Below are 17,949 nucleotides of genomic sequence, written 5' to 3'. Positions count from 1 at the left end.
GGTAGGTCACCGGGTCGCCCAGTCCTGCAGCGACCGCACGCCGATCTCGCCCCGCCGGATCGCCTCGATGCCCTGCACCGCGGCGCCGAGCCCCTGCACGGTCGTGATGCACGGGATGTTCGCGACCACCGAGGCCGTGCGGATCTCGTAGCCGTCGGCGCGGGTGGAGCCGCCGCTGGCCGAGCCGTTCGGGGTGTTGATCACCAGGTCGATCTCGCCGTCCAGGATCATCTGCACCGTCGTCGGCTCACCGGCCGGGCCGGAGCCCTCGTAGTGCTTGCGCACGACCGTGGTCTCCACGCCGTTGCGGCGCAGCACCTCGGCGGTGCCCTGGGTCGCGAGGATCTCGAAGCCGTGCTCGGCCAGCACCTTGATCGGGAAGATCATGTGCCGCTTGTCGCGGTTGGCCATGCTCACGAACACCTTGCCGCTGGTGGGCAGCGGGCCGAACGCGCCGGCCTGCGCCTTCGCGAAGGCGGTGCCGAAGTCGGCGTCGAAGCCCATCACCTCGCCGGTCGACTTCATCTCCGGCCCGAGCACCGTGTCGACCTGCTTGCCGTCGGGGGTGCGGAACCGGTTGAACGGCATCACCGCCTCCTTGACCGCGATCGGCTGGTCGGCCGGCAGCAGGCCACCGTCCCCGGTCGCGGGCAGCAGGCCGGCCGCTCGCAGCTCGGCAATCGACTCCCCCATCATCACGCGGGCCGCGGCCTTCGCAAGCGGGGTCGCGGTCGCCTTCGACACGAACGGCACCGTGCGGCTGGCGCGCGGGTTGGCCTCGAGGACGTAGAGCACGTCGGAGCCCAGCGCGAACTGGATGTTCAGCAGGCCGCGCACCCCGACACCGCGGGCGATCGACTCGGTCGCCGTACGGATCCGGGCGATCTCGGCCGCGCCGAGGGTGATCGGGGGCAGCGCGCACGACGAGTCGCCGGAGTGGATGCCGGCCTCCTCGATGTGCTCCATGACGCCGCCGAGGAAGAGCTCCTCGCCGTCGTACAGCGCGTCCACGTCGATCTCGACCGCGTCGTCGATGAACCGGTCGACGAGGACCGGGTGCGACGGGCCGATCTCGGTCGAGCGCGCGATGTAGGACTCCAGCGAGGCGTCGTCGTACACGATCTCCATGCCCCGACCGCCGAGGACGTACGACGGGCGCACCATGACCGGGTAGCCGATCTGGCCGGCGATCCGCTGCGCGTCCGGGTAGCTGGTCGCCATGCCGTACTTCGGCGCCGGCAGCCCGGCGTCGGCGAGCACCGCGCCGAACGCGCCGCGCTCCTCGGCCAGGTGGATCGCCTCGGGCGAGGTGCCGACGACCGTGACGCCGTTGTCCTTGAGCCCCTGCGCGAGCCCCAGCGGGGTCTGCCCACCGAGCTGGCAGATGACCCCTGCGACCGGTCCGGCCTGCTCCTCCGCGTGCACGATCTCGAGCACGTCCTCGAGCGTCAGCGGCTCGAAGTAGAGGCGGTCGGAGGTGTCGTAGTCGGTCGACACGGTCTCCGGGTTGCAGTTGACCATGATCGTCTCGTAGCCGGCCTCGGACAGCGTCAGCGAGGCGTGCACGCACGAGTAGTCGAACTCGATGCCCTGCCCGATCCGGTTCGGCCCGGAGCCGAGGATGATCACCGCGGTCTTCTCGCGGGGCGCGACCTCGGTCTCCTCGTCGTACGACGAGTAGTGGTACGGCGTGGCCGCCGCGAACTCGGCGGCGCACGTGTCGACGGTCTTGAAGACCGGCCGGATCCCCAGCGCGTGCCGGACGCCGCGCACGACGTCGGCGGTCATGCCGCGGATCTTGCCGATCTGCACGTCGGAGAAGCCGTGCCGCTTGGCCTTGCGCAGCAGCTCGGGCGTGAGCTCGGGCGCGGCGGTGACCTCGGCGGCGATCTCGTTGATCAGCATCAGCTGGTCGACGAACCACGGGTCGATGCCGGTCGCGTCGAAGACCTCCTCCGGCGTCGCGCCGGCCCGGATCGCGTCCATGACCTTCTTGAGGCGCCCGTCGTGCGGCGTGCGGATCGCCTCGAGCAGGGCGGGCTTGTCGAGCTCGACCCACTCCTGGTGCCAGTCGAACAGCGCGTCCTTGGACTCCAGCGAGCGCAACGCCTTCTGCAGCGCCTCGGTGAAGTTGCGGCCGATCGCCATCGCCTCGCCGACCGACTTCATGTGGGTGGTCAGCGTCGGGTCGGCGCCCGGGAACTTCTCGAACGCGAAGCGCGGCACCTTCACGACCACGTAGTCGAGCGTGGGCTCGAACGCCGCGGGCGTGCTGGAGCCGTCGGCGCGCATCGTGATGTCGTTGGGGATCTCGTCGAGCGTGTAGCCGATCGCGACCTTGGCCGCGATCTTCGCGATCGGGAAGCCGGTCGCCTTGCTCGCGAGGGCGGAGGACCGGGACACCCGCGGGTTCATCTCGATCACGATGACCCGGCCGTCGACCGGGTTCACGGCGTACTGGATGTTGCAGCCGCCGGTGTCGACGCCGACCTCGCGGATGATGTCGATCGCCAGGTCGCGCAGGTGTTGGTACTCGCGGTCGGTCAGCGTCATCGCCGGCGCGACCGTGATCGAGTCGCCGGTGTGCACGCCCATCGGGTCGAAGTTCTCGATCGAGCAGATGATCACGACGTTGTCGGCCTTGTCGCGCATCACCTCCAGCTCGTACTCCTTCCACCCGATGATCGACTCCTCGATCAGCACCTCGGTGGTCGGGCTCGCGGCCAGGCCGGCGCCGGCGATCCGGGCCAGGTCCGCCTCGTCGTACGCGATGCCGGAGCCGGTGCCGCCCATCGTGAACGAGGGGCGCACGACGACCGGGTAGCCGAGCTCGACGGTGGCCTTCTCGCAGTCCTCGAGCGTGTGGCACACGAAGCTGCGAGCGACCTCGCCGCCGACCTTGTGCACGATCGCGTTGAAGAGCTCGCGGTTCTCGCCACGGTGGATGGCGTCGAAGCTGGCGCCGATCATCTCGACGCCGTACTTCTCGAGCACGCCGTTCTCGTGCAGCGCGATCGCGGCGTTGAGCGCGGTCTGGCCGCCCAGCGTCGGCAGCAGCGCGTCGGGGCGCTCCTTGGCGATCACCTTCTCGACGAAGTCCGGGGTGATCGGCTCGACGTACGTCGCGTCCGCGAACTCCGGGTCGGTCATGATCGTGGCCGGGTTGGAGTTCACCAGGATCACCCGGAGGCCCTCGGCCTTGAGCACGCGGCAGGCCTGGGTGCCGGAGTAGTCGAACTCGCAGGCCTGACCGATGATGATCGGCCCGGAGCCGATCACCATCACGGACTTGATGTCATCACGCTTCGGCATTCATCAGCTCCACAAAACGGTCGAAGAGGTAGGCGGCGTCGTGCGGGCCGGCCGCGGCCTCGGGGTGGTACTGGACGGAGAAGCCCTTGAGCCTGCCGGCGGCGTCGCGCAGCTCGAGGCCCTCGACCACGTCGTCGTTCAGGCACACGTGGCTGACGCTCGCCTCGCCGTACGGCGTGGTGGTGCTGCCCTCGAGGGGCGCGTCGACGGCGAAGCCGTGGTTGTGCGCGGTCACCTCGGTCTTGCCGGTGGTGCGGTCCATCACCGGCTGGTTGATGCCGCGGTGGCCGTACTTCAGCTTGTAGGTGCCGAAGCCGAGCGCGCGGCCGAACAGCTGGTTGCCGAAGCAGATGCCGAAGTACGGGATCTCGTCGGCGAGCGCTCCCTGCAGCACCTCGACCTGGTGCGTGGTCGCGGCGGGGTCGCCCGGGCCGTTCGAGTAGAACAACCCGTCCGGGGCGACCGCCTTGACCTCCTCGAGCGTCGCGGTCGCGGGCAGCACGTGCACCTCGATGCCGCGCTCGGCCATCCGGTGCGGCGTCATCCCCTTGATGCCGAGGTCGAGCGCGGCGACGGTGTACTTCTTCTCGCCGATCGCCGGGACGACGTACGCCTCCTGCGTCGAGACCTCGGACGCGAGCTCGGAGCCGGCCATCTCGCCGGACGCCTTCACCCGCTCCAGCAGCGCAGCCGGGTCGGTCTCGGTCGAGGAGATGCCGACGCGCATCGCGCCACGCTCGCGCAGGTGCCGGGTCAGCGCCCGGGTGTCGATGCCGGAGATGCCGACGACGCCCTGCGCGACCAGCTCCTCGTCGAGGCTGCGCCGCGAGCGCCAGCTCGACGCGCGGCGGGCGGGGTCGCGCACGACGTACCCGGCGACCCAGATCCTGCTGCTCTCCGGGTCCTCGTCGTTGACGCCCGTGTTGCCGATGTGGGGCGCGGTCATCACGACGACCTGACGGTGGTACGACGGGTCGGTGAGTGTCTCCTGGTAGCCGGTCATGCCGGTGTTGAAGACCGCCTCGCCGAACGTCTCGCCCTTCGCGCCGTACGACTCGCCGTGGAAGGTGCGCCCGTCCTCGAGCACCAGGATCGCCATCAGAGGACCTTCCCGTCGAGCACGGTCGCCTTGCCGCGCAGGAACGTCGCGACCACCCGGCCCGGCAGCTCCATGCCGCGGTACGGCGTGTTGCGGCTCAGGCTCGCGGACTCGGCCGGGTCGACGGTGCGGGTCGCGCGGGGGTCGTAGAGCACGACGTTGGCCGGCTCCCCCACCTCCACCGGGCGGCCGTGCTGGTCGGAGATCCGGCCGATCCGCGCCGGGTTGTAGGACATCCGCTCGGCGACACCGGCCCAGTCGAGCAGGCCGGTGTCGACCATCGTCTGCTGCACGATCGAGAGCGCGGTCTCGAGGCCGAGCATGCCGAACGCGGCGGCCGCCCACTCGCAGTCCTTGTCCTCGTGCGGGTGCGGCGCGTGGTCGGTGGCGACGATGTCGATGGTGCCGTCGGCCAGGCCGGCCTTGACCGCCTCCACGTCGGCGGCCGAGCGCAGCGGTGGGTTGACCTTGTAGATCGGGTCGTACGTCGCCGCGAGCTCGTCGGTCAGCAGCAGGTGGTGGGGGCAGGCCTCCGCGGTGACGTCGACGCCCTTCGCCTTGGCCCAGCGCACGATCTCGACCGAGCCGGCGGTGCTCAGGTGGCACACGTGCAGGCGCGAGCCGACGTGCTCGGCGAGCAGCACGTCGCGGGCGATGATCGCCTCCTCGGCGACCGCCGGCCAGCCGGCCAGCCCGAGGCGGCCGGACAGCTCGCCCTCGTTCATCTGCGCGCCCTCGGTGAGCCGCGGCTCCTGGGCGTGCTGGGCGACGACGCCGTCGAACGCCTTGACGTACTCCAGCGCCCGGCGCATCAGCACCGGGTCGTGCACGCACTTGCCGTCGTCCGAGAACACGCGGACCCGCGCAGCGGAGTCGGCCATCGCGCCGAGCTCGGCGAGCTGGGTGCCCTGCAGGCCGACGGTGACGGCACCGACCGGGAAGACGTCGCAGTGGCCGGCCTCGCGGCCGAGCCGCCAGACCTGCTCGACGACGCCCGCGGTGTCCGCGACCGGCTCGGTGTTCGCCATCGCGTGAACGGCGGTGAAGCCGCCGAGCGCGGCGGCCCGGGTGCCGGACTCGACGGTCTCGGCGTCCTCACGGCCCGGTTCGCGCAGGTGCGTGTGCAGGTCGACCAGACCGGGCAGCGCGATCAGCCCGGTCCCGTCGATGACCTCGGCGTCGTCCGGGGCGTCCGCCCCGTCGGCGATCACGCCGTCCTGCAGCAGCAGGTCGGTCGGCGTACCGCCCAGGACCGAGACGTTCTTGATCAGGTAGTTGGTGCTCACTCTTCTCCTCCGACGGCGGGCTCGGAGCCGCCCAGCAGCAGGTACAGGACGGCCATCCGCACGGCGACGCCGTTGGTGACCTGCTCGACGATGACGGACCGGTCGCTGTCGGCGACGTCCGCGGTGATCTCCATGCCGCGGACCATCGGGCCGGGGTGCATGACGATGGTGTGGTCCTGGAGGCTCGCCATCCGGCGGCCGTCGAGACCGTAGCGGCGGGAGTACTCGCGCGCGGTCGGGAAGAACCCGCCGTGCATCCGCTCCCGCTGGACCCGCAGCATCATCACGGCGTCCGCCTTCGGCAGCGCCGAGTCCAGGTCGTACGACGTCTCGACGGGCCAGTTCTCGATGCCGACCGGCAGCAGCGTCGGCGGCGCGACCAGCGTCACCTCGGCGCCCAGCGTGTGCAGCAGCAGCGCGTTCGAGCGGGCGACCCGGCTGTGCAGCACGTCGCCGACGATGACGATCCTGCGTCCGTCGAGCGCGCCGAGGTGGCGCGTCATCGTGAACGCGTCCAGCAGCGCCTGGGTCGGGTGCTCGTGGGTGCCGTCGCCGGCGTTCACGACGTTCGACCGGACCCAGCCGGAGTGCGCCAGCCGGTGCGGGGCACCGCTGGCGCCGTGCCGGACGACGACCGCGTCCGCGCCCATCGCCTCGAGCGTCAGCGCGGTGTCCTTGAGGCTCTCGCCCTTGGAGAGGCTCGAGCCCTTGGCCGCGAAGTTGATGACGTCGGCGCTCAGCCGCTTGGCCGCCGCCTCGAAGCTGATCCGGGTGCGGGTGGAGTCCTCGAAGAACAGGTTGACGACCGTGCGGCCGCGCAGCGCGGGCAGCTTCTTGATCGGCCGGTCCGCCAGCGAGCGCATCTCCTCGGCGGTCGACAGGACCAGCTCGGCGTCGTCGCGGCTCAGGTCGGCCGCGCTCAGCAGGTGCCGCTTCACTGGACAACTCCCTGGATCGTGACGGCGTCGGCGTCGTCGATGCCGGCGAGGGTCACCTTCACCCGCTCGACCAGCGAGGTGGGCAGGTTCTTGCCGACGAAGTCGGCGCGGATCGGCAGCTCGCGGTGGCCCCGGTCGACGAGGACCGCGAGCCGGACCGCCTTCGGGCGGCCGATGTCGTTGAGCGCGTCCAGCGCGGCGCGGATGGTGCGGCCGGAGAACAGCACGTCGTCGACGAGGACGACGACCTTGCCGTCGATGCCGCCGGCCGGGATCTCGGTGTGCAGCAGCGCGCGGGCCGGCTTCAGCCGCAGGTCGTCGCGGTACATCGTCACGTCGAGCGAGCCGACCGGTACGTCGTACCCCTCCACGGAGGCGATCCGCTCGGCGATCCGCTGCGCGAGCGGTACGCCGCGGCTGGGGATCCCGAGGAGGACGAGGTCGTCGGCGCCCTTGTTGCGCTCGAGGATCTCGTGCGAGATGCGGGTCAGAGCCCGGACGATGTCGCGGTCGTCGAGGACCACGCGAGCCCCGTCGGACTCAGGTTGAGGGTGCGTAGGCAACAGCCTCGGACCTCCTTCTCCGCCTCTCAGGACGGCTCGTTAAAGGATGTCGATCGAGGTGAACCCTACCCCGCTCCGGGGGTCGCGACCGAACCGGGAGCGGCTGCTTCCCACTGCGTGGGACGGGTCGTCCGCCTCACCCGGGTCCAGAGGCAGCCGAGGGGCGGACGACCCGCTGCGAGCGGCTGCGGACGGACCGACGTGGACAACCGGCGCTACCTGTGGTCGGCTGCGGGTGCAGGTGCGCTCATCCACCAGGAGGATGAATGTTCTTCGATGACCATCCTGAGTTCAAGGAGACCAGCAACACGGCGAGCACGACCGTGCGGCTGAACTGGCGCCACCACGCGATGATCGAGAGCAACAGCGACCTCCTCGTGGGTGCTCGGGTGCTCGACATCGCGAGTCACGACGGTCGGTGGAGCATGGCCGCGCTCGAGGCCGGCGCCGAGCAGGTGGTCGGGGTCGAGGGACGTCCGGAGTTCGTCGAGCGGGCGTACGAGAACCTCCGGAAGAACGGTGTTCCGGACGACCGGTACCGGTTCATCGGCGGAGACATCTTCGACGTCCTCGCTGGACCCGACGAGCACGAGCTGGGCCGGTTCGACGTCGTCCTGTGCCTCGGGTTCGTCTACCACACGCTGCGGTACTCCGAGCTGCTCGGCGGCATCCGAGGGCTCGGGCCGCGGCACGTCGTCGTCGACACCAAGGTCACCGTCACCGACTCGAAGGTCATCTTCCTCGGCGTCGACCGGGTGGACGTCGAGGGACAGGCGGTGGAGAGCGACCAGGCGTACAACAACCTCATGCTCGTGGGACATCCCTCACCGAGTGCGCTGGCGACGATGTTGGACGTCTACGACTTCGACGTCGTCCGCAGGTTCCCGTGGGCGACGCTCATCGAGGAGCACCCGAGCCTCAAGCGCCGCCGCGCCATGGGCGCCTACCGGAGTGGAGGCCGCGTCACCTGGGTGGCCGAGAACAGGAACGTCGACGGGACCAGCCCCCAGGACCCGGCCGTCATCCGCGCGCGTCGGCGGCGGCACCTGCGTCGCATCCGGGCGGCGGAGGAACCGGCCGCCCCGTGACGGTCGCCACCGCTCAGCGCTGGCGACCGCGGAGTCCCACCCACGCCAGCCCGGCGCCGATGAGGACCACGACCGGCCCGACGATCGCCCAGGTCGTCGAGCCGCTCATCGCGCTGCCCTCGATCACGTCGAACCCCTGCAGGGTCCACACCAGGCCCATCAGCACGAGCACCGCGCCCGCCACGACCCACATCGGCTTCGTCATGGCGCACACTCAACCACTCCGCGTCGGCGCGTGGTTGAGTGAGCTCATGCCTGAGATGCCGTTCCCCGACGACCTCCGCGACCTGCTGGCGAAGCCGAACCCGGCTGTGGTCGCCACCCTACGCACCGACGGCGCACCCGTGTCGGTCGCGACCTGGTACCTGCTCGACGGCGACCGGATCCTGCTGAACATGGACGACACCCGGGTCCGGCTCGGACACCTGCGACGGGATCCGCGGGTCAGCCTGACCGTGCTCGACGACGAGAGCTGGTACACCCATGTGTCACTCGTCGGCCGGATCACGGAGATGTACGCCGACGAGGAGCTCGCCGACATCGATCGGCTGAGCGTGCTGTACTCCGGCAAGGAGTACCCGAACCGGGAGAGCCCGCGCACGAGCGCGTGGATGGAGGTCGAGCGCTGGCACGGATGGGGCGCCGCCCGGAGCTGAGCCGGAGCTGAGCCGGAGCTGAGCCGGAGCTGAGCCGGAGCTGAGCCGAGGCGCTAGCCGGCCAGCGACAGCCCACCGCGATCCGCGGTGAGCGCCTGGGCGGCTGTCTGCTCCCCCATCTCGATCAACGTGGCGGTGTGGCTGAAGTCGAAGACCGGGCCGCAGTCGTAGCGCTCGTCGAGCTTGAGGTGCACCACCTCGACACCGGCCGGCACCGCCATGGTCGGGCGGTTGGTGATCGAGCCCGCCAGGGCCGCCACCACCACGTCGACCGGGGTGCGCAGCCGGCGCAGCTCGCGGGGGCACTTGGTGACGTCGAGGATCCAGACCCGGTCACCCGGAGCGGCCAGTCCCTCGACGCCCGACACCGGCACGTTCTCCGCGACGCCGGCGTCCACGTGCGCACGGCCGCCCCGGAGCCGGACCGGCGGGAGCAGGCCGGGCAGGGCCGCGGAGGCGCACAGCACGTCGGGCAGGTAGCCCGTGTCGTGGTGCGCCGGGAGGCCGGTCAGCAGGTCGGTCGTCGCGATCCGCACCGGGACGGCGAGGTCCTCGAGGCGGTGGCTGGGGACCAGCCGAGCGATCAGCTCCCGCAGCGCCCGGTTCGAGAAGAGGTACGGACGCATCGTGGCCAGGTTCGCCACCATCGACCGACGCGGCCCGGTGAGCGTGGAGGCCCGCATCGAGGCCCAGACCCCGGCGAGCCGCTCGACCTGCGCGGGCGTCGGGTCGGCGGCCAGGTAGCAGCCGTTCAGCGAGCCGACCGAGCCGGCGACGACCTGGTCAGGGACGACACCGGCGGCCAGCAGCGCGCGCAGCATCCCGACCTGTCCGGCGCCACGGGACCCGCCGCCGGACAGCACGAAGATGTCGCGTCGCGTCATGGCAGCCTCCTCGGTCGGTCCGATGTGTCACAGATCGCATCGGCCGGTTCGGCGGCTGCTGAAGGAACCGCGGGTTAAGAGCGCGGGAACCGGCGCTGACCCGGCCCCCGCGCTCCTCGATGGGCGAGGGTCAGCCGGTGAAGGTGGACCTGCTCCACCCGGCCGACTGCCAGTCGAGCTCGTAGTAGGAGTCGTCGAGGTAGACCTCGTCGATCGACACGTAGTCCTGGCGGCCGCCCGGATCGGAGATCGTGACCGAGGTCGAGCAGGTCTTGACCTGTCGTTCCTTCGCGTGGCAGAAGCTGGTGCGGGTCTCCGCCTGGCCGGAGCCCTTCGCGGGGTGCAGGGTGACCCCGTTCTGGATCCCGTAGTACGCGCTGTCGCACCTCGTCGTCCAGGTGACCTTGACGGTCGTGGAGCTCGGCTTGGACCACTTGGCGGTGACGGCGCAGTCACCGCTGGGGCCGTCGATGACGGTCGCGTGGGCGGCGGGTACGACGCCCAGCGCAGCCACCGCAGCGCCCGCACTGAGAAGAGCGGCGAGTTTGATCATGGTGTCCTCCGGAGATTCGGATCCGCCCGAGGGCGGGTGCGGCACGCGCCGCTCCCCTCCAACGACCACCGAGCAGCCGGGATACGCAGCTCACAGGTTCCTGCAGCGATCGACCGCTGCAGGAAGGTTCGCCCGACGCTGACCGGTCAGGGCGGACCGCTCAGAGGGCCGCGGCCATCCCCGCGCACGCCTGGAGCCACTGCCGCCGGGTGTTGGCGGAGAGCTGGGCGTACGGCACCACCGAGCCCGCCACGAGGGCCGGGTCGTAGGGCACCCGGAACACGTCGCGGGTCCGCTGCTGGTAGACGTCGACCAGGTCGTTGGCGAGCTTGGTGTCGACGTTGGCCGACGGGTCGGACAGCACCGTGACCGCCTTGTGCTTGAGGTTCTGGTAGCCGGCGTCCTGCAGCGCGTCGAGCATCCACAGCCCGCTGTAGCCGGTGTCCTCGCGGACCGTGCTGGTCACCACCAGCAGGTCGGCGGCGCCGGCGGCGGCCAGCCAGTTCTCAGCACGCATGTTGTTGCCGGTGTCGATCAGGATCACCCGGTAGAACCGCTCGAGCAGCTTGTGCACGGCGTCGAAGTCCTGCGCCCGGATCGTCCCGGTGACGTCGGGCCGCTCGTCGGAGGCGAGCACGTCGAAGTGGGCGTCGCCCTGGGAGCGCACGAACGCACCGAGGTCGCCGATCCGCGACTGGTAGACGTCGGTGAAGCGCTCGAGGTCCTCCAGCAGCTCGCGGGTGGTGTTGCGGTGGGTGCTCCGGGTGCCGCGGATCCCGAGGGTGCCGCGGGTCTCGTTGTTGTCCCACGCGACCACGCCGCCACCACGGACGGTGCCGAAGGTGTACCCGGCCGCGAGCACGCCGGTGGTCTTGGCCGCCCCGCCCTTGGGGTTGATGAACGCGATCGTCCGCGGCCCGTCGAAGTCGCGCTGGATGGTGCGGCGGTCCTCCTCGTAGCTGCGCTCAGCAGGACCCATCTTCGGCGAGATCAGGCCACCGCTCCAGCGGCGTACCGACCCGCGCCAGCCCCACGTGGCGGGGCCGTGCTCCTGCGAGGCGTCGCGGCGGTCGAGGAAGTCGGTCGCGGTCATGAACCGCCGGACCTCCCCCTCCTCGGTGGCGGGCGCGGGAGAGGCAGGGGGTGCGGCCGGCGCCGACGCCTCGGGCGCGAGCGTGGGTGGCGGTCCGGCGGGCGGCGGGGTAGTCGGGGTGTACGACGGCGGTGGGCCGAGCGGCGCCGCGCTCGGGCGGTACGGCGCGTCCGCCTCGGCCGGTGCGCTGGAGTCGCGGTGGGACGCGGCGTACACCGCCAGCTCATCGGTCGAGTACAGCCGGTCGCTCGTGTCGTCGTGGTCGTGTCGCGAGCCGGCCGAGCTCCATGCTTCCTGCGACATCGATGTCCTCCCTCGGGTGCCGGTGCTGCTGCTGGCTGGGGTCCTTCCCCGAAAGTGCGGGGACCACACACGCGAGTCCTGCCAACATGGGCAGATGCCGCAGTCGACACGACGTGCCCTGATCGGAGCCGGCCTCGCAGGAGGCGCCGCACTCGTCGTCGGCTGCGACGACGCCACGGAGCCGGAGGCCGCACCGACTCCGACGCCGACGCCGACCTCGAGCGCCCCTCCCGAGCTCGATCCCGCCGACTGGGCCTCGGTGCGCGCGCAGTTCCCGCTGGACACCTCGATGGCGCAGTTCGCGGCGTTCGTGCTCTCGCCGCACACCGTCCCGGTCGACGCGGCGATCGACCGCTACCGGTCGCTGCTCGGCGCGGACACCGAGCAGGCGCTCCTCGACGGGTACGACCTCGAGGACAAGGTGCGCGCGGCGGCTGCGCAGTTCGCGGGCGGCGCGGCCGGGCAGTACGCGCTCACCGACAGCACCACGATGGGACTCGGGATCATCTACGGCGGGCTCGCGCTGACGCCACGCGACGAGGTGCTGTCCACGACCCACGACTTCGTGTCGACCGAGGACTCGCTGCGGCTGCTCACGCTGCGCACCGGCGCGAAGGTACGCCGGGTGACGCTGTACGACGACCCCGCGTCGGCGACCGTCGACGAGATGGTCGACCGGCTGGTCGCGGGCGTCACGCCGCGGACCCGGGTCGTGGCGATCACATGGGTGCACTCCAGCACCGGCGTCCGCACGCCGGTGCGCGAGATCGCCGACGCGCTCCCCGACGGTGTGCTGCTGTGCGTCGACGGGGTCCACGGGTTCGCGGCCGTCGACGTCGACCTGCCCGATCTCGGCTGCGACTTCCTGTCCACCGGCACCCACAAGTGGCTGTTCGGTCCGCGCGGGACCGGCATCGTGTGGGGAGCGAACTGGGGTCCGCTGACCGAGATCATCCCCTCGTTCTCGCCCCAGAGCCCGGCCGGCCGGATGACGCCGGGCGGCTACCACTCCTTCGAGCACCGCTGGGCGCTCGCCGACGGCTTCGCCTTCCAGCAGAGCATCGGCCGCTCCGCCGTCGTCGGGCGCACCGTCGAGCAGGCGTCGCGGCTCAAGGAGGGCCTCGCGGGCACCGCGGTCACGGTGATCACCCCGGCCGACCCCGCGGTCTCGGCCGGCATCGTGTGCGTCGACGTACCGGGGATGCCGCCGGCGAACGCCGTGCTCACCCTGCGCGAGCAGGGCATCGTGACCAGCGCGACGCCGTACGCGACGTCCTACCTGCGGCTCGGGCCGAGCATCGTCACGAACCCCGACGAGGTCGACGCCGCCGTCGAGGCGGTCAGATCACTGGTCCAGGTCTGACAGGGCGGTCTCGATCGCGCGGTGGAAGGTCGGGTAGGCGAAGATCATCGACCGCAGGGTCGCGACCGGGACCTCCGCGTGCACGGCGACCGCGAGGAAGCCGAGGATCTCCCCGCCAGCGGGTCCCACGGCGGTCGCGCCGACGAGCACCCCGCGGTCGGCGTCCTCGACGACCTTGATCAGCCCCTGCGCACCGGGCCCGTGCGTGAAGCCGCGCGAGGACTCGGCGAGGTTCGCGGAGCCGGTGCGGACCTTCAGCCCGGCATCGCGTGCCTGCTGCTCGCTCATCCCGACCCCCGCCACCTCCGGATCCGTGAACGTCGCGTGCGGTACGGCGTGGTAGCGCGCCGGCTCGCCGCCCTGCTCGAGGATGTCGCGGAGCGCGACGGCGTTCTGGTACATCGAGACGTGGGTGAAGGCGCCGTGACCGGTGATGTCGCCGATCGCCCAGAGCTTCTCCCCCGCCCGCAGCCACTCGTCGACCTCGACGGTCCGCGCGGCCGGGTCGAGCCCGACCGTCTCCAGTCCGAGGTCGTCGAGGTTGGGCGTGCGCCCGGCGGCGACCAGCAGCTTGTCGGCGGTCAGCTCCTCGCCGGAGTCGAGCGCAAGGGTGAAGCCGCCGTCGGCGTACGACACCCGCGTGAGCTCGACGCCGGTGAGCACCCGGATGCCCTCCTCGGTGAACACCTGCGCGAGGAGCTCCGCGGCCTCCGGCTCGTTGGCGGGAAGGAGCCGGTCGCCGTGCTGGACCACCGTGACGCGCACGCCGAAGCGCGCGAACACCTGGGCGAGCTCGCACCCGATCGGGCCGCCGCCGACCACGACCAGGGAGCCGGGCAGCTCAGTGACCTGGACGGCGTCGCGGTTCGTCCAGTACGGCGTGTCCGCGAGACCCTCGACCGGCGGGACGGCCGGCCTGGTGCCGGTGTTGAGCACCACGCCGCGGCGGGCGGTGTAGCGGTGCTCGTCGACCTCCACCTGTCCGACGCCGGTCAGCCGGGCGACGCCGTGGTGCACGGTGGCGCCGGCGTCCTTCAGGCGGTCGACCGCGATGGTGTCGTCCCAGTGGGTGGTGGCGTCCTCGTCGATGCGCCGGGCGACCGGCGCCCACGACGGCACGATCGACGCGTCGCCCGCGAGGCCGGACGCGCGGCGTACCTCCGCGACGGCGTCACTGGCGCGGACCATCATCTTGGTCGGGATGCACCCGTAGTACGGGCACTCGCCGCCCACGAGGTGCCGGTCGACGACCACCACCTCGAGGCCGGCCTTCGCGGCCCCGCTGGCGAGCGCCTCGCCTCCGGGCCCCGCGCCGATGACGACCAGGTCCACCTCACGCTGAGTCATGGGACCCAGCCTAGGGACTCAGACCAGCGTCGCCTTGTTGCGTTCCACCGCGCCGAGCACGCCGTTGACGAACTGCGGCGACTCGTCGGTCGACAGCTCGGTCACCAGCGCCATCGCCTCGCTGATCGCGACGGCGTCGGGGACGTCCTCGGTCCACAGCAGCTCCCACACCCCGAGCCGCAGCACGTTGCGGTCGACGGCGGGCATCCGCTGCAGGGTCCAGCCCTCGGCGAACTCGGTCAGCACCTCGTCGATGCGGGTCCGGTGCTCCTCCACGCCGCGCACGAGCACGACCGTGTAGTCGTTGGTCGGAGCCTCGCCCTCGGCGATGGCACGGTCCAGCGCCTCGGTCGCCGACTCGCCGCGGAGCTCCGCGGCGAAGAGGACGTCCAGCGCGCGCTTGCGCGCCTTGGTGCGAGCCGACATCAGGACTTGACGCGGCCCATGTAGGAGGAGTCGCGGGTGTCGACCTTGACCTTCTCGCCCTGGTTGATGAACAGCGGGACCTGGATCTCGTGACCGGTCTCGAGGGTCGCCGGCTTGGTGCGGCCGGTGGCGGAGTCGCCGGCCAGGCCGGGCTCGGTGAAGGTGATCTCGAGCTCGACCGAGGCCGGGAGCTCGATGAACAGGACGCGGCCCTCGTTGGTGGCCACGACGGCCTCCTGGTTCTCCAGGAGGAAGTTGGCGGCGTTGCCGACGATCTCCGGGGAGATCTCGATCTGCTCGTAGTCGGTGACGTCCATGAAGACGTACGACGCGCCGTCGTTGTAGAGGTACTGCATCGAGCGACGGTCGACCGTGGCGGTCTCGACCTTGGTGCCGGCGTTGAAGGTCTTGTCGACGGTCTTGTTGGACTCGACGTTCTTCAGCTTGGTGCGCACGAAGGCCGGGCCCTTGCCGGGCTTGACGTGCTGGAACTCCACGACGGCCCAGAGCTGACCGTCGATGTTGAGAACCATGCCGTTCTTGAGGTCGTTCGTGGTTGCCATGCGCGCGTGTCAGCCTTCGTACGTCGGGATCGGAGTGGCTCCTCGGACGGGCCGGGCGCCAGCGCACGAGTCTATCGGCTGGGACGCGCCGACCTGAAAACGCTAGCCGGCCAGCGCCCAGACCACCTGCACCGTCACGGTCCCGGTCTCCTTGCCCGCCCGGATCGGCACGGTCGCCACCGCCTCGTCGCGCGCGAGGTACCCGGCACGGGCGTACGTCGCGGTCGGCACGGGCTTCACCCGCACCTCGCGCAGGGTGAGGACGTCGCCGAGGGCCTGGCCGGAGGCGGCGGCGTACTCCTCGGCCTTCGCGGTCGCCTCGGCCACCGCTGCCTCCCGGGCCCGCTTCATGACCGCGTCGGTGTCACCCACGAGGAGCTTGATGTCGCCGACCCGCACGTCGTTGCCACCGGCGCCGACCGCGGCGGTCACAGCGGCGCCACCTCGCTTCAGGTCGCGGACGATCACGGTCGCGTGCTGAGCGACGCGGTAGCCGGTGATCGTGGGCGGGTCGTACTGGTGGTACTGGTACACCGGGCTCATCGACAGCCCGGTCGTCTGGACGTCGCCCTTCGCGACCTCCTGGTCGGCCAGGGTCGCGAGGACCCGGTCCATGGTGGTGCTGGCGGCAGCCAGCGCGGCCTCGAGATCGTCCCGGACCACGGTCACGCCGAGGTCGAACGACAGCTGGTCAGGTACGGCGCTCGCGTCCCCGCTGCCCGTCATCGTCAGGATCCGCGGCTGCTCGGCGTCCGGCTGGTCGCCGTCGTCGGCCTGCGCCGGAGTGCCACCACCGCCCGCGCCGCCGAGGAGGAAGGCGACCAGCAGCGCCAGGACCACCACGACCGTCACCAGGATGCTGCGCACACTCACCGTCATCTTCGCGTCCATAGGTGCTACGACGCGGGCACGGCCCAGGCGGTTCCCAGGTGCCGGATCAGCCGCGCGCGACGACCTCGAGGGCCATCCGGTAGCCGTCGATGCCGTGCCCGGCGATCACCTCGACGGCGTACGGCGTCACCACGGACGTGTGGCGGAACTCCTCGGGGCGCTGGTGGGGGTCGGAGATGTGGACCTCCACCAGCGGGGCGGTCAGCTGCGCGCAGGCGTCGAAGATCGCGTACGAGTAGTGCGTCCACGCGGCGGCGTTGAGGACGACCGGGTTCGCGTCGTCGGCGGCGGCGTTCAGCCAGTCGAGCATCTCGCCCTCGTGGTTGGTCTGCCGCACCTCGACGTCGAGGCCGAGTGCCCGGCCCCAGTCGACACAGAGCTGCGCGAGCTGGTCGTGCGTCGTGGAGCCGTAGATCTCGGGCTGGCGCCGGCCCAGCCGGCCGAGGTTCGGGCCGTTGAGCACCAGCACCGTGCTCATGCGCGGCCGCCGATCGCGGCGTAGGCGTCACGCAGGTCGGCGAGTGACGGCCCGGCCAGCACGGTCGGGGTCGCGATGTCGGACAGCACGACGAACCGCAGCTGCGAGCCCCGGGACTTCTTGTCGACCTTCATCGCGGCGTGGAGGTCGTCGAAGGACGCCTTCGAGTACGTCGTCGGCAGCCCGACGCGGGAGAACACCTCGTGGTGCCGGTCGACGACGTCGCTGTCGAGGGTGCCGGCCCGCGCGGCCAGCTCGGCGACGTAGACGCAGCCGATCGAGACGGCCTCGCCGTGGCGGATCCGGTAGTTCTCGGTGCGCTCGATGGCGTGGGCCATGGTGTGGCCGTAGTTGAGGACCTCGCGGCCGGGGTGGCCCTTGGCGCCCCCGGTCTCCTTGAGGTCGGCGGCGACGACCTCGGCCTTGACCGCGACGGCCCGCTCGACCAGCTCGCGGAGGACCGCGGAGTCGGGGGTGATCGCACCGGGGTCGTTGCTCTCGACCAGGTCCAGGATCACGGGGTCGGCGATGAAGCCGCACTTGATGACCTCGCCGAGGCCGGCGACCAGCTCGGCGCGCGGCAGCCCGCGCAGCGTGGACAGGTCGCACAGCACGCCGGCCGGCTCGTGGAACGAGCCGACGAGGTTCTTGCCGCTGCGCGTGTTGATGCCGGTCTTGCCGCCGACCGCCGCGTCGACCATGCCGAGCAGCGTGGTCGGGACGTGCACGACCTTGACGCCGCGCAGCCAGGTCGCGGCCACGAAGCCGCCCAGGTCGGTGGTCGCGCCGCCGCCGAAGGTCACCAGCGCGTCGGAGCGGGTGAACCCGGCCTCGCCGAGCGCCTCCCAGCACGACACGGCGACCGCGGCCTTCTTGGCGCGCTCGCCGTCGGGGATCGGCAGGACCATGACGTCGTACGCCGCCGCGAGGGAGTCGAGCACCGGCCGGACGAGCTCGGAGAGGGCGTCGGAGAACACCACGGCGACCCGCTGCACGCCGACTCCCAGCATCTGCGGGAGCCGCTCGGCCAGGTCGTGCCCGATCACCACGTCGTACGGCGACTGCCCGCCGACGCGCAGCACGGTGTCCTTCTTCTTCTTCATCCC

18 protein-coding genes are annotated in these 17,949 nt (G+C 71.3%); 3 read left to right on the top strand and 15 right to left on the bottom strand.

All coding sequences use genetic code 11. The annotated features are described in order from the left end of the window. Positions 1 to 6: 6 nt before the first annotated feature. From carB to pyrR, 5 genes are read right to left on the bottom strand one after another with little or no spacing between them, the layout of a single operon-like run. Positions 7 to 3,312, bottom strand: a complete 3,306-nt coding sequence (gene carB, locus MJ604_RS17865; protein ID WP_243059927.1) for a carbamoyl-phosphate synthase large subunit — start codon at positions 3,310 to 3,312, stop codon at positions 7 to 9. Next, entirely contained in the window at positions 3,299 to 4,411 is a 1,113-nt protein-coding gene (gene carA / locus MJ604_RS17860; RefSeq protein WP_243059926.1) for a glutamine-hydrolyzing carbamoyl-phosphate synthase small subunit, read from the bottom strand. The genes carB and carA overlap by 14 nt, the downstream gene beginning before the upstream one ends. Further along, positions 4,411 to 5,697, bottom strand: coding sequence for a dihydroorotase (locus MJ604_RS17855; protein WP_243059924.1), 1,287 nt, complete (start codon positions 5,695 to 5,697; stop codon positions 4,411 to 4,413). Before MJ604_RS17855 ends, carA begins: the two co-directional genes overlap by 1 nt. Continuing rightward, positions 5,694 to 6,635, bottom strand: coding sequence for an aspartate carbamoyltransferase catalytic subunit (locus tag MJ604_RS17850; protein ID WP_243059923.1), 942 nt, complete (start codon positions 6,633 to 6,635; stop codon positions 5,694 to 5,696). The genes MJ604_RS17855 and MJ604_RS17850 overlap by 4 nt, the downstream gene beginning before the upstream one ends. Beyond that, complete coding sequence (gene pyrR / locus MJ604_RS17845; protein ID WP_243059920.1) at positions 6,632 to 7,198, bottom strand: bifunctional pyr operon transcriptional regulator/uracil phosphoribosyltransferase PyrR; 567 nt, start codon at positions 7,196 to 7,198, stop codon at positions 6,632 to 6,634. Before pyrR ends, MJ604_RS17850 begins: the two co-directional genes overlap by 4 nt. A gap of 266 nt (positions 7,199 to 7,464) precedes the next feature. On the opposite strand from pyrR, the gene MJ604_RS17840 reads away from it, so the two are divergent. Continuing rightward, positions 7,465 to 8,286: a methyltransferase domain-containing protein gene (locus MJ604_RS17840; protein ID WP_243059918.1), complete on the top strand. Its 822-nt coding sequence runs from the start codon at positions 7,465 to 7,467 to the stop codon at positions 8,284 to 8,286. Between the two features lie 13 nt (positions 8,287 to 8,299). Here the strand turns inward: MJ604_RS17840 and MJ604_RS17835 are convergent, their stop codons facing one another. Beyond that, positions 8,300 to 8,491 carry a hypothetical protein gene (locus tag MJ604_RS17835; protein WP_243059916.1) on the bottom strand — a complete coding sequence of 64 codons (192 nt, stop codon included), beginning with the start codon at positions 8,489 to 8,491 and terminating at the stop codon, positions 8,300 to 8,302. 46 nt (positions 8,492 to 8,537) lie between these two features. Between MJ604_RS17835 and MJ604_RS17830 the strand changes: the two genes are divergently transcribed. Continuing rightward, on the top strand, positions 8,538 to 8,942 hold the full coding sequence (locus tag MJ604_RS17830; RefSeq protein ID WP_243059915.1) for a PPOX class F420-dependent oxidoreductase: 405 nt from the start codon (positions 8,538 to 8,540) through the stop codon (positions 8,940 to 8,942). 53 nt (positions 8,943 to 8,995) lie between these two features. On the opposite strand, the gene MJ604_RS17825 is transcribed toward MJ604_RS17830, so the two are convergent. The 3 genes from MJ604_RS17825 to MJ604_RS17815 form a co-directional block, all read right to left on the bottom strand. After that, the gene (locus tag MJ604_RS17825) at positions 8,996 to 9,826 is read right to left on the bottom strand and encodes a patatin-like phospholipase family protein (protein ID WP_243059914.1); all 831 of its coding nucleotides are present in this window, start codon (positions 9,824 to 9,826) and stop codon (positions 8,996 to 8,998) included. Positions 9,827 to 9,956: 130 nt separating this feature from the next. Beyond that, positions 9,957 to 10,379, bottom strand: a complete 423-nt coding sequence (locus MJ604_RS17820) for a hypothetical protein (RefSeq protein ID WP_243059913.1) — start codon at positions 10,377 to 10,379, stop codon at positions 9,957 to 9,959. 160 nt (positions 10,380 to 10,539) lie between these two features. Further along, the gene (locus MJ604_RS17815; RefSeq protein WP_243059912.1) at positions 10,540 to 11,775 is read right to left on the bottom strand and encodes a hypothetical protein; all 1,236 of its coding nucleotides are present in this window, start codon (positions 11,773 to 11,775) and stop codon (positions 10,540 to 10,542) included. Between the two features lie 94 nt (positions 11,776 to 11,869). Between MJ604_RS17815 and MJ604_RS17810 the strand changes: the two genes are divergently transcribed. After that, positions 11,870 to 13,138, top strand: coding sequence for an aminotransferase class V-fold PLP-dependent enzyme (locus MJ604_RS17810; protein WP_243059911.1), 1,269 nt, complete (start codon positions 11,870 to 11,872; stop codon positions 13,136 to 13,138). Here MJ604_RS17810 and MJ604_RS17805 read toward each other — a convergent pair. The 6 genes from MJ604_RS17805 to aroB form a co-directional block, all read right to left on the bottom strand. Next, positions 13,121 to 14,485: an NAD(P)/FAD-dependent oxidoreductase gene (locus tag MJ604_RS17805; protein ID WP_243059908.1), complete on the bottom strand. Its 1,365-nt coding sequence runs from the start codon at positions 14,483 to 14,485 to the stop codon at positions 13,121 to 13,123. The genes MJ604_RS17810 and MJ604_RS17805 overlap by 18 nt on opposite strands. Positions 14,486 to 14,503: 18 nt before the next feature. After that, positions 14,504 to 14,911: a transcription antitermination factor NusB gene (gene nusB / locus MJ604_RS17800; protein WP_243059906.1), complete on the bottom strand. Its 408-nt coding sequence runs from the start codon at positions 14,909 to 14,911 to the stop codon at positions 14,504 to 14,506. Then, positions 14,911 to 15,474 (bottom strand): elongation factor P, encoded by a 564-nt coding sequence (gene efp, locus MJ604_RS17795; RefSeq protein WP_243059905.1) that lies wholly within the window; start codon positions 15,472 to 15,474, stop codon positions 14,911 to 14,913. Before efp ends, nusB begins: the two co-directional genes overlap by 1 nt. A 102-nt stretch (positions 15,475 to 15,576) precedes the next feature. Next, positions 15,577 to 16,353, bottom strand: coding sequence for an SIMPL domain-containing protein (locus MJ604_RS17790; RefSeq protein WP_243059904.1), 777 nt, complete (start codon positions 16,351 to 16,353; stop codon positions 15,577 to 15,579). Between the two features lie 58 nt (positions 16,354 to 16,411). Then, complete coding sequence (locus MJ604_RS17785) at positions 16,412 to 16,843, bottom strand: type II 3-dehydroquinate dehydratase (protein ID WP_243059903.1); 432 nt, start codon at positions 16,841 to 16,843, stop codon at positions 16,412 to 16,414. Then, positions 16,840 to 17,946, bottom strand: a complete 1,107-nt coding sequence (gene aroB, locus MJ604_RS17780) for a 3-dehydroquinate synthase (RefSeq protein WP_243059901.1) — start codon at positions 17,944 to 17,946, stop codon at positions 16,840 to 16,842. Before aroB ends, MJ604_RS17785 begins: the two co-directional genes overlap by 4 nt. Positions 17,947 to 17,949 lie beyond the last annotated feature (3 nt).

Source organism: Nocardioides sp. SR21, assembly GCF_022761125.1.
GTDB lineage: Bacteria > Actinomycetota > Actinomycetes > Propionibacteriales > Nocardioidaceae > Nocardioides.
Note: the sequence above shows the minus strand (reverse complement) of the source record. Positions and strands in the feature narration are given on the sequence as shown.

What these genes read in the sequence shown, in the direction of transcription:
- carB (WP_243059927.1), bottom strand. Translation starts at nt 3,312, where the DNA reads ATGCCGAAGCGTGATGACATCAAGTCCGTGATGGTGATCGGCTCCGGG.
- carA (WP_243059926.1), bottom strand. Translation starts at nt 4,411, where the DNA reads ATGGCGATCCTGGTGCTCGAGGACGGGCGCACCTTCCACGGCGAGTCG.
- MJ604_RS17840 (WP_243059918.1), top strand. Translation starts at nt 7,465, where the DNA reads ATGTTCTTCGATGACCATCCTGAGTTCAAGGAGACCAGCAACACGGCG.
- MJ604_RS17835 (WP_243059916.1), bottom strand. Translation starts at nt 8,491, where the DNA reads ATGACGAAGCCGATGTGGGTCGTGGCGGGCGCGGTGCTCGTGCTGATG.
- MJ604_RS17830 (WP_243059915.1), top strand. Translation starts at nt 8,538, where the DNA reads ATGCCTGAGATGCCGTTCCCCGACGACCTCCGCGACCTGCTGGCGAAG.
- MJ604_RS17825 (WP_243059914.1), bottom strand. Translation starts at nt 9,826, where the DNA reads ATGACGCGACGCGACATCTTCGTGCTGTCCGGCGGCGGGTCCCGTGGC.
- MJ604_RS17820 (WP_243059913.1), bottom strand. Translation starts at nt 10,379, where the DNA reads ATGATCAAACTCGCCGCTCTTCTCAGTGCGGGCGCTGCGGTGGCTGCG.
- MJ604_RS17815 (WP_243059912.1), bottom strand. Translation starts at nt 11,775, where the DNA reads ATGTCGCAGGAAGCATGGAGCTCGGCCGGCTCGCGACACGACCACGAC.
- MJ604_RS17810 (WP_243059911.1), top strand. Translation starts at nt 11,870, where the DNA reads ATGCCGCAGTCGACACGACGTGCCCTGATCGGAGCCGGCCTCGCAGGA.
- MJ604_RS17805 (WP_243059908.1), bottom strand. Translation starts at nt 14,485, where the DNA reads ATGACTCAGCGTGAGGTGGACCTGGTCGTCATCGGCGCGGGGCCCGGA.
- nusB (WP_243059906.1), bottom strand. Translation starts at nt 14,911, where the DNA reads ATGTCGGCTCGCACCAAGGCGCGCAAGCGCGCGCTGGACGTCCTCTTC.
- efp (WP_243059905.1), bottom strand. Translation starts at nt 15,474, where the DNA reads ATGGCAACCACGAACGACCTCAAGAACGGCATGGTTCTCAACATCGAC.
- MJ604_RS17790 (WP_243059904.1), bottom strand. Translation starts at nt 16,353, where the DNA reads ATGACGGTGAGTGTGCGCAGCATCCTGGTGACGGTCGTGGTGGTCCTG.
- MJ604_RS17785 (WP_243059903.1), bottom strand. Translation starts at nt 16,843, where the DNA reads ATGAGCACGGTGCTGGTGCTCAACGGCCCGAACCTCGGCCGGCTGGGC.
- aroB (WP_243059901.1), bottom strand. Translation starts at nt 17,946, where the DNA reads ATGAAGAAGAAGAAGGACACCGTGCTGCGCGTCGGCGGGCAGTCGCCG.